At 54.6% G+C, this 14859-nt stretch carries 12 protein-coding genes; 7 read left to right on the top strand and 5 right to left on the bottom strand.

Going from position 1 to position 14859, the window contains the following annotated elements; genetic code table 11:
* Positions 1-38 precede the first annotated feature (38 nt).
* From QJQ48_RS01670 to QJQ48_RS01660, 3 genes are all read left to right on the top strand, one after another.
* Positions 39-2066: a DICT sensory domain-containing protein gene (locus QJQ48_RS01670; protein WP_346289435.1), complete on the top strand. Its 2028-nt coding sequence runs from the start codon at positions 39-41 to the stop codon at positions 2064-2066.
* Positions 2067-2179: 113 nt separating this feature from the next.
* Positions 2180-2734, top strand: coding sequence for a DUF2808 domain-containing protein (locus QJQ48_RS01665; RefSeq protein ID WP_346289434.1), 555 nt, complete (start codon positions 2180-2182; stop codon positions 2732-2734).
* A gap of 137 nt (positions 2735-2871) precedes the next feature.
* Positions 2872-4026: a pyridoxal-phosphate-dependent aminotransferase family protein gene (locus QJQ48_RS01660; protein ID WP_346289433.1), complete on the top strand. Its 1155-nt coding sequence runs from the start codon at positions 2872-2874 to the stop codon at positions 4024-4026.
* A gap of 116 nt (positions 4027-4142) precedes the next feature.
* Here QJQ48_RS01660 and QJQ48_RS01655 read toward each other — a convergent pair whose 3' ends face one another.
* The 4 genes from QJQ48_RS01655 to QJQ48_RS01640 all read right to left on the bottom strand — a co-directional run bounded on the left by QJQ48_RS01655 (position 4143) and on the right by QJQ48_RS01640 (position 7094).
* Complete coding sequence (locus QJQ48_RS01655; RefSeq protein ID WP_346289432.1) at positions 4143-4334, bottom strand: DUF2949 domain-containing protein; 192 nt, start codon at positions 4332-4334, stop codon at positions 4143-4145.
* Between the two features lie 375 nt (positions 4335-4709).
* Positions 4710-5174: a DUF192 domain-containing protein gene (locus tag QJQ48_RS01650; protein ID WP_346289431.1), complete on the bottom strand. Its 465-nt coding sequence runs from the start codon at positions 5172-5174 to the stop codon at positions 4710-4712.
* A 144-nt stretch (positions 5175-5318) separates the two neighbouring features.
* On the bottom strand, positions 5319-6017 hold the full coding sequence (gene nblR, locus QJQ48_RS01645) for a response regulator transcription factor NblR (RefSeq protein WP_346289430.1): 699 nt from the start codon (positions 6015-6017) through the stop codon (positions 5319-5321).
* A gap of 159 nt (positions 6018-6176) precedes the next feature.
* A complete protein-coding gene (locus QJQ48_RS01640) occupies positions 6177-7094 on the bottom strand; it encodes an NAD(+) kinase (RefSeq protein ID WP_346289429.1) in 918 nt (305 codons plus the stop codon).
* Between the two features lie 311 nt (positions 7095-7405).
* Here QJQ48_RS01640 and QJQ48_RS01635 point away from each other — a divergent pair, with 311 nt between their 5' ends.
* A complete protein-coding gene (locus QJQ48_RS01635) occupies positions 7406-7669 on the top strand; it encodes a DUF3146 family protein (protein WP_346289428.1) in 264 nt (87 codons plus the stop codon).
* On the opposite strand, the gene QJQ48_RS01630 is transcribed toward QJQ48_RS01635, so the two are convergent.
* A complete protein-coding gene (locus tag QJQ48_RS01630) occupies positions 7666-8016 on the bottom strand; it encodes a RuvC family protein (RefSeq protein ID WP_428843012.1) in 351 nt (116 codons plus the stop codon). The two genes, QJQ48_RS01635 and QJQ48_RS01630, sit on opposite strands and share 4 nt — an antisense overlap.
* Positions 8017-8288: 272 nt before the next feature.
* On the opposite strand from QJQ48_RS01630, the gene smc reads away from it, so the two are divergent.
* The 3 genes from smc to QJQ48_RS01615 all read left to right on the top strand — a co-directional run bounded on the left by smc (position 8289) and on the right by QJQ48_RS01615 (position 14856).
* Positions 8289-11915, top strand: coding sequence for a chromosome segregation protein SMC (gene smc / locus QJQ48_RS01625; protein ID WP_346289426.1), 3627 nt, complete (start codon positions 8289-8291; stop codon positions 11913-11915).
* 84 nt (positions 11916-11999) lie between these two features.
* Positions 12000-12956 carry a PRC-barrel domain-containing protein gene (locus QJQ48_RS01620; protein ID WP_346289425.1) on the top strand — a complete coding sequence of 319 codons (957 nt, stop codon included), beginning with the start codon at positions 12000-12002 and terminating at the stop codon, positions 12954-12956.
* Between the two features lie 379 nt (positions 12957-13335).
* Positions 13336-14856: an AAA-like domain-containing protein gene (locus tag QJQ48_RS01615; RefSeq protein ID WP_346289424.1), complete on the top strand. Its 1521-nt coding sequence runs from the start codon at positions 13336-13338 to the stop codon at positions 14854-14856.
* The last annotated feature ends 3 nt before the right edge of the window (positions 14857-14859 follow it).

Raw genomic sequence — 14859 nt, 5'->3', positions numbered from 1 at the left:
GCAGGTGTTTTTTAGAGACATGGTGTTGCGAATCATCCATGAGTAATCCCGATTCTGTCCTAGAGGAGTTACTGCAGGAAATTCCCCAGATCAGATCCCAACTTTATTTCAAAGCCTCTCTGACGGCACTGTCTCATGCTATGGAGGATCAGGTACTGGCTGGTTCTGAGCAATCGCTGGTGATTGCTAGTTTTCAGCAAGAACGGTTCTATCGCCAAGAAGCTCACCGCTACGAGCGCATTGCCGAGATGACCCCCTATGTCTATGTGCTTTCTGCTGCGGGCACCGGCTTTGCCGATCGCTTCAACCAATACGAAACCATTACGTTTGACGCTGAGGATGCCCTGACGCAGGAATGGCATCTGATTGTAGTAGGAGCGCATTACAGCGCCTGCCTAGTTTGCCGGGAGCGCCAGTCAGTAGACGCGGTGGAGCGATCGGCAGGCCCGCCAGCGCTGGATCAGACCCGCCGCTTTGAGGGAATTTGGACCTTAGATGCCCAAATTAGCCAGAAAGCTGCCGATATTTTACTGACTCGCATTGTCGGCTATCGCCCTGATCTCGCTGAAAAAGTAGCGCAGGCCAAAGCAGCCTATATTCCCGCTAATCTGACGATTGATATCGATAATCTGGGCACCGATCCCTTTGCCCAAAGGCTCATCACCTATTTGCAGGCGGGGCAGTACAAACTGCTGAAAGCTTACAAAGCCATTTCGTCTCAAGAGCGCCGCGAACGTTTAGTCAATTCCATCACGGGCACTATCCGGCGATCGCTCAACCCTGCCGAAATTTTCCAGGTGGCCGTGCATGAGCTGGGTCAAGCGCTAGAGCCTTCCCGCTGCCTAATTTATCGGGGTACGGCTGACGATGTCTCAATGGAGATTCAGCATGAACATCTCAGCGCCAAAATCCCCTCATTAGTGGGTGAAATCTGGCCCTTAGAGGAAAACCCCCTCTTTTGCCAGATTCGCCAGCAGCCAGAAACCATTCTGATTCCAGATATTACTGAGAAAGCGTCACCCTATCGCTCAGCCCTAGAGACGCTCAAACCGCTATTCAAGCGCTGGAAAATACAGGCTTTGCTGATGGTGCCGCTGGTACATCAGGGGCGGCTGGTGGGCATGATTGAGCTGCACTGCTGCCAGTCTGACCTCGATAGCTGGTCAGATAATGATGTGGCGCTGGTGGAGGCGATCGCTGCTCAGCTCAGCATTGCCATTATGCAGGCGGAAGCCTACGCCCACCTAGAACAGCTCAACCAGCAGCTAGAAGACCTAGAGCAAACCCGCAGCAACCTCATTGCCATCACGGGGCACGAACTGCGCACACCGCTCTCAACCATTCAGGTTTGCTTAGAGAGCCTAGCAACCGAGCCGGATATGCCGATGGAGCTGAAGCAGGTAATGCTGGATTCAGCGCTACACGATGCGGAACGGCTGCGCAAGCTGGTGCAGGACTTTTTGACCCTGTCTCGCCTAGAAAGTGGCCGGATTGTCTGGAATTTGGAGTCCCTGTCGCTGCAGGAATGTGTAGACCTGGCCCTCAGCAGTCTCAAGGCTAAATATGGCGACGCGCCTATCCCCAAACTGAAGCTGCAGCTACCGGCGAAGCTGCCTTTGGTGAAAGCCGATGGTGAATGGCTGGTAGAAGTGCTCAATAAGCTTTTGGACAATGCCTGTAAGTTTACGCCGCCGGAGGGCAAAATCACCCTCAAAGCCACCGCTGCTCAGGCCAATAGGGTACAAATTACAGTGGCCGATACCGGCAGAGGCATTGAGCCGAATCGGCTAGAGGCCGTTTTTGATCGCTTTTATCAGGAAGAAGGTGCCCTGCGCCGCACCACGGGCGGAACCGGACTGGGTCTCGCGATCTGCCGCCAAATCGTGACCGGAATGGGGGGGCAGATTTGGGCCACTTCGGCTGGGAAAGATCGGGGCAGTCAGTTTCACTTCACGCTGCCGGTGGCGGCCAGTCGGGCCAACGGACAACCTCAGCCCCAGCCAGCTACCGTGGTCGCGACTGCTGGCAAAAAGCAGGCCAAAAGCCTACCCGCGATCGCAGACTAGGCCCCGTCAGCCTTTCAGGAAACCCTTAGCCCCTTATCAGCTATTATTCAGGAAGTCTTGACAAAGTGAAGAGGAGCTGTCTTCAGACAGCGATCGCCACAGGAGAATTCACTATGTCTACCCTTCACTTACGACATTTGGGCGTATCAGCTCTATTCTTAGGCACGTTAGGACTGCTGGCCGCTCTGCCAGCACAGGCCGTACGCTTCCCCGATGGTCGGGTCGCCTTTGACCGCCCGCCTGATTTGATAGGCGCTTCTACGCGCAACTTATCTCCCAATACGGGCGGTCGCTATCACTTCACCATCAGCGTGCCCAGTGATGCCGGTGAGCCGCTGAAGGCACTCGTCATTACGCCTCGCGATCAGGCCGAACACATCCGCTTTGATTTAGATGAGAGTACTGCCTCTCTGGGATCGGCCTATGCCAGAGGCCCAGAACTGACTCTCTCCAGTATTGGTGGCTCTCCCGAAAATCCAGACGAAGTTACCGTCGTCTTTGACCAGCCAGTACAGCCGGGGAATACCGTCACCGTGGTTTTGGAATCTCAGCGTAATCCGTTTAGAGGTGGCGTCTATCAGTTTGGCGTCACGGCCTACCCGGAAGGCGAAGAGAGTATCGGCCAGTTCATCGGCTATGGCCGCATTCATTTCTTCGGCCACAACTAAGCCCCCAAACGACGCGGTTCAATCTGCAAACTTTGACACAGCGCTAGACGATCTCTGAAAATTTGTCTTAGACAGGTATGATGGGTAGTCTTAGATCTCTCAAGATTGATTGCGTCGTTTTTGCATAGGCAAAGTTCATGGACAACAAGTTGATGCTCATGATTCCGGGGCCGACTCCGGTTCCCGAAAAGGTACTGCTGGCTCAGGCTAAACACCCCATCGGCCACCGCAGCGGTGAATTTTCCGAAATTATGGGCGAGGTGACGGCAAACCTCAAGTGGCTGCATCAGACCCAAAACGATGTCTTGGTGCTGAGTGCCAGCGGTACGGGCGCGATGGAAGCGGGCATCATCAACTTTCTGAGTCCGGGCGATCGCGTTTTGGTGGGCGCTAACGGTAAGTTTGGCGATCGCTGGGCTCAGATTTGCCAAGCTTTTGGCCTAGACACCCACATCATTACGGCAGAATGGGGCAAGCCCTTAGATCCAGAGGCATTCAAGCAGGCTTTAGAAGCTGACAGCGAAAAAGCAATCAAAGCGGTGATTATTACCCACAGCGAAACCTCAACCGGGGTTCTTAATCCGCTGGAAGCTATTAATGCTCATGTGAAGGCACACGGCGAAGCGCTCATTATCGTTGATGCTGTGACTAGCCTGGGAGCCTACAACTTACCGATTGACGAATTGGGCCTCGATGTCGTCGGCTCCGGTTCGCAAAAGGGCTATATGATTCCCCCCGGTCTGGGCTTTGTCTGCGTTGGCGAGAAAGCTTGGCAAGCCTATGAGAAAGCGACGCTGCCTAAGTTCTATTTGGATCTGGGTAAGTATCGCAAATCAGCCGCTAAAAACAGCAATCCGTTTACGCCGCCGATTAGCCTTGTCTTTGCCCTGCAAACCGCCCTGCAAATGATGCAGGCCGAGGGATTGGAGAATATCTTTGCCCGCCACGATCGCCAGAAACGAGCTGCCCGCGCCGCGATGAGAGCAATGGGACAGCCCCTATTTGCCAGCGATGAAGTTGCTAGCCCGGCGGTGACTGCCGTGATGCCGCAGCAGGTTGGGGCGGAGCAGGTGCGCAGCGTGATGAAGAAGCGGTTTGATATTGCCCTCGCCGGGGGCCAAGATCATCTCAAGGGTCAGATTTTCCGCATCGGTCATTTGGGCTTCGTCAGCGATCGCGACATTCTTACCGCCGTAGGTGCCCTAGAAGCAACGCTGCTCGATCTGGGCTGCGATGGCTTCACCGCGGGAGCTGGCATTGCCGCTGCCAGTCAGGTGTTGACGGCTGACTAGCCGTTTCTATCGCCAAGATCGCTCAGGTTAAGGCAGATTGACTTTAGCAAAACTAAAAGAGGCGTCGATCGGCGACGCCTCTGATTTGAGCTGTTCATGACGACCTGCGCAAAAACTTAAGCGGCTTCCAACCAGTCGTAAATTTGTTCTAACTGCTCCAGCGTCACCAGGCCGTACTGCCATAAAATCATCGGCAGTGGCCCTGGATCTTGCTCGCTGCGCTTCAGCGCTACCTGAATCGAAGAAGGCGAAATCGCCAGTTCTTCCTGCAAAAATCTAATTAACTTTGAATAGCTTTTAGGGGTCATGGCAGCTTCACCTCCTTCAGTAGATCAGCCATTTTGGATCAATAGAACTGGGTTTCAGCTAAAAATACCTCAGTGGAGTCCAAAATAGCGGCACCCAAAAAATACAGCCCTTCTCAGACCATAGGTAATTCAGCTAGCTGAGAAAAATCTGAGAAATTGCGTAGAATCTGCCGCAACGACCTAGATCGTCTTTGCAAATTTCTGGCAAACCTCCCTCAGACAAACGTTTCCAAGTGATGCAGCTAAGGTATCAGAATAACTGTCAATTGGATAGTCTCAGAATCCTACACTTTAAAGTAAATTTAATCAGACCTACGACAGAATCAAGCTTTTCTATTTAGGCGGAAAAGTGAGGCTGTGAGTTGGCTGACTCAGTTACTCGCTAGCCAAAGGCGTCACCGTTACCCGATCACCCACTTCCAAGCCCAGCTCAGCCGCTCGGCCACTGCGTAGCTCAATCACCTGATCGATTAGAACCCGACCGGGGCCGTAAGTGGGACAAGGCTCGCTGATACAGGGGGGAACTTCTGCCGCGATCGCCTGCACTTCGCCCTGCCGGAGAAACACCATGTCTAGTGGCACAGGCACGTTCTTCATCCAAAAGTTGGCGGGGCGAGGCGAACTGAACTGAAACAGCATACCGCGATCGGCGGGCAATTCCGGGCGGTACATGAGGCCCAGCGCCTGCTGCTGAGAAGTCGTCGCCACTTCTAGCTGAATCACTTCGCCTTTGATCTCAGCCTCAGCCGTAACCGGCAATGTTTGAGCCAAATCGCTTTGAGGGGAGGGGGTAGGTACTGCGATCGCGGGTTCTTCTGATGCGATGGGCCTGTCAGTCACAGAGGGGTCAGTCGAAGTCAGAGAATCCGAAGAAGAGCAGCTCATCAGCAAAAAGCACAGTCCACACAGTAACCAGCGTACTTGAGCTACTGAAAACTGTCGCCAAAAGATTGCTGGGATAATGTTCAGCGTCATACTCGGTTTTTAAGCCTCTCGCAGGACATAGCCAACGCCTCGCACCGTCTGAATCAGGCGTTTTTCGTTCTCGCCATCAATTTTAAGCCGCAGATAGCGAATATAGACCTCAATCACGTTGGATTCGCCCAAGAAGTCATAGCCCCAGACATTTTCTAAAATCTGTTCGCGGGTCAGCACCTCCCGGGGATGCTCCATCAGGTATTTAAGTAGCTCAAATTCTTTCATGGTCAAATCGATCGCCCGTTCGTTGCGGGTAGCGCTGCGGGTGGCCAAGTCCAGCGTTAGCTCAGCAAAGCGCAGTCGCTCATTGCTGACTTGCTCCGGCTGCAGGTAGAGCTGCACCAGTTGCAGAAAGTCTTCTGTGCGGTAGGGCTTTAAAAAGTAGTCATCAGCGCCAGATTCTAGGCAGGCAATGCGATCGGCAAGGGAATCTCGCGCCATCATCAGCAACATCGGTACCCGCAGTCCCTGCGATCGCAGATGCTTGCACAAATCGATACCAGATTCACCCGCCAGCAGGCGATCGATGATAATCAGAGCAGGCTGAGACGTTTGCGCTCGCTCTAGCCCTGAAGCGGCATCGTAGCTAACGATCGTTTCGTAGCCGAACTCTTTCAGATCGCTAGATAAATGAGCTGCTAGCTCTGGATTGGTTTCTATCAGCAGCACGCGGGGAACCGAATCTGTTGAAGCCGTGTTTATCATGGATGACCCATCAAGTTCAGGGTCAAGATACTGCGCCCGGAAGCCACAGCCCTAGCCCAAAACACCATTTCACTACAGGGACGTTCTCAATCTAGCTTAGGTTGCCGCTCATGAATAGACGCCTATGACAGTTTGTCAATAAGAATTAATACTTAGTGGCTAGGGCAGTTCCACCGAAGTCGGCTTGGCGATGTGAGGCAGCCCCCACCCCAGCTTTTCCCGCAGCACCCGGAAGAACTCAGGCGTCTGTAGCCGAATGAACTTGGCAGAATGGGGCGATCGCTGCACCCGCACCTGATCGGTGGGCGAGACATAGCAGCCGCCGTTGCCGTCCACGACCATGACGAGCTGGTCGGGGTTAGCGGAGGTAATGACCACAGGTTCGCTGTCGGGAAAGACCAGCCCCCGCGAAGCCAGAGAGTGGGGGCAAATGGGGATGAGCTGCATCACGGGTACATTGGGCGTGATCACCGGCCCACCAGCGGAAAGAGAGTAAGCCGTTGAGCCAGTGGGGGTTGAGATGATGATGCCGTCGGCAGCGATATCTACCGGGGCGTGACGACCTACCGCCACCTCAAAATGGCACATGCTGGTCAGCGGCTCCCGGTGCAGCACCATTTCGTTGAGACACAGCGCCTCCCAGATCAGCACTGAGTCCTGAAATAGCTGGACCGTTAGCATGGCCCGCTGCTCAATTTCGTAATTATTGGCAAAGACGGCTTCGAGGGCAAACGGTAGCTGATTGAGATAGGCTTCGGTGAGAAAGCCCATATGCCCCGTGTTGATGGCCAGCAGCGGAATGCCTGCTGGCGCGGTCTGCCGACAAGCTGATAAAACGGTGCCATCGCCGCCCAGGACAATGGCAAAGGCCATGTCGGTATCAAACTGGGGCGGGACTAGGCTATCAATGGAGGTGTGGCAAATGGGATGATGCGGATCAGAATAGCCCAATAGCCCACCCACGCCTGTCGCTGAGAAGACGTCATAGCCGTGAACCATGAGCTTGTCTTTAAGTTCTTCAGCAACTTGACAAGCGGCAGGCTTAATATCGTTGTAAATAATGCCAACTTTGGGCACGCGCAAAGTCCAACCAGAAATCTCAACGCCTTCAGGACAAGGCTACAACCAAATTCCTCCAGCAGAGAGGGCTAGCCTGATCAACTGCAGCCAGCTTTATCGGATGTATAGTGCGTCCTTCTTCATTAGGCTACCGTTTTTGATGGCTATTTGGATAGAGGCTTTCAGCAGACATGGGCAGAAAACGGTTAGTTTGCGGTCGAGATGACTCCTCGCTGAATTTTGAGCTAGCAGCTTATTTTTGCCCCAGGGGATCTAGATCTCTAGCCCAGCATGTCGCTATCTTAGCTGTAAGGAATCTTAATTTTGCCGTGACTCAAAAGCGTCTTCCTCAGACCACCGCCTATGTCCGTATTACTCATCAGTCTTGGCAGCACGGCAAGATTGAGGGAGAGGTGAGGGCCAACAACTACGAGTGGCAGTTTAAATGGCGCTTTCGGCAGGGGGCGCTGACGGTTGAACCGTCCTTGGGCAGAGCCTTGATTCGAGAACCCCTTAATCGGTTTTTAGAACAGTGTGACTATCAGCTAGAACCCGGCGGTGACTATTCGTTCACCATTCGGGCTCAGATTTAGCTCGTCAGCCGGTTCAAATAACGCTCAATCAGTAAAACGGCCACGATATCGTCAATAGGGCCGGGGGGTGTCCGCAAACCCTGAGGTAAAAGGCGCTGTAAGCCCTTGGGCGGATAGATTTGCCAATAGCGATCGCGGGCCTCTAGGCTACTGTTGCGCTCATCTACCAGGATGACGCGGGGGGAATCGGGCAGCTCACTGAGCTGTTGCCGCCAGGTTTTAGCTGTCGTCTGATCGCCTAGCACAATGGTAGAAACCGGAAAGGTTTGCTGTAGGGTACGAATGCGATCGAGCGCCGCTGCTGCAGAAATGACCTCCCGATGGCGCAAAATGCGATCGATGCCCATAATGGCAATACCACATTTATCTCGACCCGGATCGAAGCCTAAAATAACGGGCTGCCGTAGATTTGTCTCAGCGGGTAGCACAGAGTCTTGCCTCTTGGGAGCAGAAAGCCGAAAGGCTGCTTATTCCATCTTGGTTTAATTTTGCCGTGAAACATTAAAAATCATGAGTTTTAGAGATTTTAGGTGCGATCGCGCTGATTTTTTGCTAGAAATACGTGTTAAAGTGATTCAGTGATAGTACATTTGTACGCACTGCGGAAATAAGCTAGCCAGTGCATATTAAAAGCGTCGAACTTTCACATTTCAAATCTTTTGGTGGCACCACTAAAATTCCGCTGTTGCCGGGGTTTACGGTGGTTTCTGGCCCCAATGGTTCTGGCAAATCCAATATTTTGGATGCGCTGCTGTTTGCTTTGGGGCTGTCTAGCTCTAAGGGGATGCGGGCGGAGCGGCTGCCCGATTTGGTGAATCAAAATCAAAGCAGTCGGCGTTCTACCTCAGAGGCCAGCGTTACGGCCACGTTTGACATCAGCGACGTGATGGAGCTGCTACAGCAGGAAGCGGAGCTGAGCGACGCGGGTGAGCCGCCCAACGGCCACGTCGTTGGTTCGGCTAAGGTAGTGCCGCTGCCTACAGCGCAGGAGTGGAGCGTGACCCGGCGGCTGCGAGTGACAGCACAGGGTACCTACACTTCCAACTATTACATCAACGGCGAAGCCTGTACCCTCGGTCAGCTCCACGAGCAGCTCCAGCGCTTCCGCATCTATCCTGAGGGCTACAACGTGGTGCTGCAGGGGGACGTTACCAGCATCATCTCAATGAATTCGCGGGAGCGGCGAGAAATTATTGATGAGCTGGCCGGTGTCGCCGCCTTCGATCGCAAAATTGACCAGGCTAAGCAAAAGCTAGACGCGGTGAAAGACCGGGAAGAACGCTTCCATATCGTAGAGCGAGAGCTCAACGTGCAGCTAGAGCGCTTGGCCCAGGATCGGCAGAAAGCGGAAAAATATCAGCAGCTTAAGGCCAAGCTGCAAGAGCGGCTGCTGTGGGAAACCGTCTTAGGCTGGCAGCAGCAGCAGCAACAAATTCAGCAGCTTGCGGTTCAAATCGAGCAGGGCGATCGCCAGCGAGTTGAGCTGACTCAGAGCATTGAAGACCTGCAGCAAACCATTGAGCAGGCTACTGCCGTCTTAGCGGACTTGAACCAGCGGGTTAAGGCTCTGGGGGAAGAAGATCACTTGGCCCTGCAGTCTACCCTAGCGACTCAAGAAGCCGAACGCCGCCAGCTCCAGCGACAGGAAACCGATTTGAAGACGGCTCGCCAAACCCTAGGCGATCAGCTCGCGCAGGCGCAGGCCAATATTCAAGTCTATTTGCAGTCTTTAGAACAGATTGAGCAACAGCTCGGTCACACCTTGCAGCAGGCTCTAGCTGAGCAACAGCGGGCTTTGGAAGTAGCGCAGGCCGAGCTAGACCAGCGCCGCGCCGCCACCGATGCCATTGCTAATGCTTCTCAAGCCTGGGTGCAGGCCCAGACGGAGCATCGTCATCAGCTAGAAGCGCTGCAGCAGCAGCTCGCCCCCAAACAGGCCGAACAGGTGCGGCTCCAGGAGCGGATTCAGCAGCTTACCCTGAAGCAGCAGCAACAAAGCGAAACCCTGCGATCGCTAGCTGAGTCTATTCAGGCCATGCCCCAGCAGCAGGCTGCCACCGCCCAGAGTGCTGCCCAGCAGCGGGTACAAGATTTGGCTCAGGCCGTAGCCGCTAGCGAACAGGCGCTTCAGGTACAGCAGGAAACCCGCGATCGCCTGCTGCAAGAACAGCGGGACAAGCAGCGTCAGCTCGATAAGCTGGAAGCCCAAGCCCAGGCTCTGCAGGAAACCCAGGGCACCCAGGCGACTAAGGTATTACTCAATGAAGGGCTGAGCGGAGTCTGCGGTCTGGTCGCCCAGCTCGGCCGGGTTGATCCGCGCTATCAGCTAGCCCTGGAGATTGCCGCCGGGGGCAGGCTGGGCTATCTGGTCGTGGAAGACGATCGGGTGGCCGCTGCCGGGATCGATCTGCTGAAGCGGCGGCGGGCCGGACGGGCTACTTTCTTACCCCTCAACGCCATTCGCGTTCCCCGCTTTACGCCAGTGCCAGCCTGGAAGCGGCCAGAGGGCATGGTGGACTATGCGGTGAACCTGATTGACTGTGAGCCTGCCTACCAGGATGTGTTTGCCTATGTGTTTGGCAATACGGTGGTGTTTGAGCAGCTAGCTGAGGCGCGGCGGCATTTGGGCCAGTTCCGCATTGTTACCTTAGAGGGCGAACTGCTAGAAACCAGCGGCGCCATGACCGGCGGCAGCCTACTCAACCGCCAGGGGCGGCTGCATTTTGGCACCGTAGAAGCAGCCGAGTCGGCTGAAGCGGTGGCCCTGCGCGATCGCCTGCAGGAGATCGATCGGATCTTGCAGCGCTGCGAACAGTCCCTTACCCAAACCCAACAGCAATACCAGCAGCAGTCTCAGGAGCTGATCGAAGCCAAACAGCACTACCGGGAACTACAGCTCCAAATTGAGCAGGCCAACAGCCAGCTCCGGCAGCTCCAGCAGCAGCAGGCCGCCGCCCAGCAGCAGCAGGAGAAGGGCCATCAAGAACTTGTGGCTGCTCAAAATCAGCTCCAGCTTCTCTGCCATGAGATGCCCGCCCTAGAGCGCCAAATTGAAGCAGAGCGAGGGGCTTTAGCCGAGCTAGAGCAGTCTCAAACCCACAGCGAGTGGCAAGCGGTGCAGGCGCAGGTACGGCAGCTAGAAACCCAGGTAGCTGAGTGTCAGCAAGCCCTCAGAGCTACCGAGCAGCAGCAGCAATCGTTGCAGGCTGAGCAGCAGCGCCTACAGGAAAAGCTGCAGCAGACCCAGGCTCAAATCCGCGACTACCGCCAGCAGCAGCAATCCCAAGTCAATCAGCAAACGGCCCTGGCGGAGCAGCAGGCCAAGCTAGAGGCTGAGATTATTCACACCCGTGCCGCCCTGGCTGAGTTGGATAAAGTCTTAGCCGAGGAGCGGGAGAAGCGCGATCGCGCTGAGCGACAGCTCAAACAGCAGCAGGTCAATCTGCAGCAGCTTGACTGGCAGCGGCAAAAGCTGGAAGAAGTGCAGCAAGAACGCCAGCAGCGACGACAGGCGCAGCAGCAGGCGCTAGCGGAGCAGGCCCAGGAACTGCCTAATCCCCTGCCGGAAATTCCGCCAGATACTGATCTAGAGAAGCTGAGACAGCAGGTGCGATCGCTGCAAAAGCGCCTAGAAGCGATGGAGCCAGTCAACATGCTGGCCTTAGAAGAATACGGTCGCACCGAAGAGCGGCTGAACGAACTCACCGACAAGCTGACAACCCTAGAAGAAGAGCGCACCGAACTGCTGCTGCGGATTGAAAACTTCACGACCCTGCGCTGCAAAGCCTTCAAGGAAGCTTTTACCGCCGTCAACACCAACTTTCAGGCCATTTTTGCTGAGCTATCGGATGGCGACGGTCACCTGCAGCTTGACGACCCGCAAGATCCGTTCAACGGCGGCTTAAACCTGGTGGCCCATCCCAAAGGGAAACCCGTACGACGCCTAGCTTCGATGTCGGGAGGCGAAAAATCCTTAACGGCCCTCAGCTTCATTTTTGCCCTACAGCGCTATCGCCCTTCACCGTTCTACGCCTTTGATGAGGTCGATATGTTCCTGGACGGAGCAAACGTAGAGCGATTAGCTAGAATGATCAAACATCAGGCCCAGCAGGCTCAATTTATTGTGGTGAGTTTGCGGCGTCCGATGATCGAATCGTCAGAACGCACAATTGGGGTGACTCAGGCAAGGGGGGCATATACTCAAGTTTTGGGTCTGACCTTGGAGCCAAAGAGTGCTTCAATGTAGTTCTGTTAACTTATTGTAATCCTCGGTAAGATGTACATCTAAGTATGTAGGTGTACACGCCCCGATTCGAGATTGAGACTCGATATGACTTTTGAACAAAGCCGATTACGCTCTGATTTATTAGGTACGCAGGTAATCACTCGCAATGACGGTAAGCGCCTTGGCATCATCAGCCAGCTTTGGGTGGATGTCGATCGCGGCGAAGTGGTGGCGCTGGGGCTGCGAGAAAACATCCTTTCCGGTGTGGTTTCTAGCACTGAGCGGGTGATGTTGCTCAGCAGTATTCGCCAAATTGGGGACGTAATTCTGGTGGACGATGAGGATGCGATCGAAGATGACATCAGCGTCGCTCCTTATAGTACTTTGGTCAGATGTGAAGTCATTACCGAGGCGGGCGAGTCCCTGGGACGAGTGCGCGGCTTTAAGTTTGATGTGGTGACGGGCAAGATTGAGTCTTTGGTGATTGCCTCTCTGGGACTGCCGCAAATTCCCGATCAGGTGGTTAGCACTTATGAACTGCCGATCGATGAAATTGTCAGCAGCGGCCCCGATCGCCTGATTGTATTTGAAGGGGCAGAGGAAAAGCTGGTTCAAATTACGGTGGGTATTCTGGAGCGGCTGGGCATTGGCAGCCCGCCTTGGGAGCGAGATGCTGAAGATGCCTACATCATGCCTGTCTCTACTTCCAATCAGCTCCCTTCTGGTTTAGAAACGCCGGTTGAGCCACCAGCGATGCGGGAACGGCCTCCGGTGGTTGAGGAGCGCTGGAGCGATGATGATTGGAATGAGCCAGAACCGCTGCCGATGGAGCCGCTGCCCCGGCAGGAAGCGAAGCTAGAAGCCTACGCGGATGATTTTGAAGAAGACAACTGGAGTGATGCGACGCCACCCCAGGAAACCTACGCGGTTTATTCTGAGGACGAAGATGTCACTGGAGATGTCTGGTCTGATGACGATGCTCCCGAACCTTATGAAGCGCCGCCGGTAAACCTGCCGCAGAAGAAGAAGGTGACGGAGTATGAGGAAGAACTGGACTACTAAGTGGGCCAAATTGTTTTGATTGCTCTGCCTCAGCCGGTCTGAGGCTTTTTTGTTCCTGAGGCGGTATGGCAAAGATATCCTACTCGCAGTGTTGGCCCTCAAGAGCTGCTCTTCGAGTATCATGCAAGTCTGCTCAGCTGCACTTGTTCTGTTTCTAGCAGGCAATGCTGAATAACACTCAGCAGGTACGCTTTTTCATCTAAGAATAGCGTTAGGTGGAATCGCTTAAAATCTTGGTCTCAGCAGGCCTGTCCGAGCGATTAATCTAAAGCGATGTGAAGAGCGAATAAATATATTTTCGCACTTCAGAATTTTCTAAATTTCTAGAAGATAATTGCAGGAATCAAGGCTTGTTCCTTTCCCAAGCCTGCCCCCCTGGATGGAAGCTGTTGATGTTTTTTTCTCGTACTCCCATCGCGATGAGAGACTGAGGGATAAGCTGGCGCTACACCTAGCCATGCTGCAACGCCAGGGCGTGATCAAGTCTTGGCACGATCGCAAAATTAGTGCTGGGTCTGAGTGGGCTAAGGAGATTGACGACCAGCTCAACGCCGCTGACATTATTTTGTTGCTGGTCAGCGATCATTTTTTGGCCTCTGACTACTGTTACGACATTGAAATGAAACGGGCCGTTGAACGCCACGATGCAGGAGAGGCGATTGTGGTGCCCATCATTCTCAAGCCGGTGGACTGGAGCGGGGCTCCCTTTGGCAAGCTACAGGCGTTTCCCAAGGATGCCAAACCGGTTACTAAATGGAGCAATCGGGACGAGGCGTTTCTCAATATTGCCCAAGGCATACGAGAAGCGGCTCAAACCCTCGCCGCCCAGCAGGCCAATCGGCAAGCCGCCGTGGCCTTGGTCCCTACGGCGGTAGCTCCGTCGATGGAATGGGAAGAGCTGGGCGGGCAGGTGCCGCTGGACTCACGATTTTATGTGGAGCGGCCACCAATCGAAGCGCGGTGCTATCAGACAATTACTCGGCCCGGTGCCCTGATTCGGATCAAAGCGCCCCGACAGATGGGCAAGTCTTCCCTGACGATTCGAATTCAGGATCAGGCTGCGAAACAGGGGTATGCCTCGGCGTGGATGTCGTTGCAGCGGGCTGGCAAGGAGCATCTGTCTGATCTGGATGGATTTCTCAGGTGGCTGTGCGCCAACGTCACGGATCGATTAAAGCTGCCCAGCAAAGTCGATGAGTACTGGCAGGGGATAGCGGGCAGTGCTGACAAAGCCACGGACTATTTTGAGCTGTACCTGCTCTCAGAGATCCAGACTCCCCTGGTGCTGTGTCTGGATGAAGTGGATGAGGTCTTTAAGTATCCCGCCATTGCCGGGGATGTGTTTGGGCTGCTGCGATCGTGGCACGAAGAATCCAAGATTAATCCCATCTGGCAAAATCTGCGGTTAGTCATCACCCACTCTGAGGAAGTCTACATTCCCCTCAACATCAACCAGTCGCCGTTCAACGTGGGGATGCCCGTCAATCTGCCGCCGTTGATGCCGACCCAACTGGCAGATTTGGTGCAGCGATATGGTCTGGCCTGGTCTGAGGGTGAACTGGCTGACTTTGCCGACATGGTAGGGGGCCATCCGTTTTTGGCGCGGGTGGGATTGCAGCACATCGCCTGGGGCGATCTGACCTTGGCCCAGTTTTTGGAGGTAGCACCCACCCAGGCGTGGGAGTTTAGCCGTCACCTGATGCGCCATCTCGGCAACCTGGAAGAGCGCAACCTGGTAGAGGCCATGAAGCAGGTGATCGTTGCCGATCAGCCGGTACGCCTGCCCATTGGCGAAGCCTCGAAGCTGGAAAACATGGGGCTGGTGCGGTTTCAGGGCAATGATGTGGTGCCGCTGTGTGGGCTGTACCGCCAATACTTTCGGGAAGTGCTGAGGGCTTAAGCC

The sequence above is a fragment of the Sphaerothrix gracilis Ecp01 genome (assembly GCF_030405905.1).
In the GTDB taxonomy this organism is placed as follows: Bacteria; Cyanobacteriota; Cyanobacteriia; order Phormidesmidales; family Phormidesmidaceae; genus Sphaerothrix; species Sphaerothrix gracilis.
The sequence above is the reverse complement of the archived record's forward strand: the minus strand, read 5'-3'. Positions and strand labels throughout refer to the sequence as shown.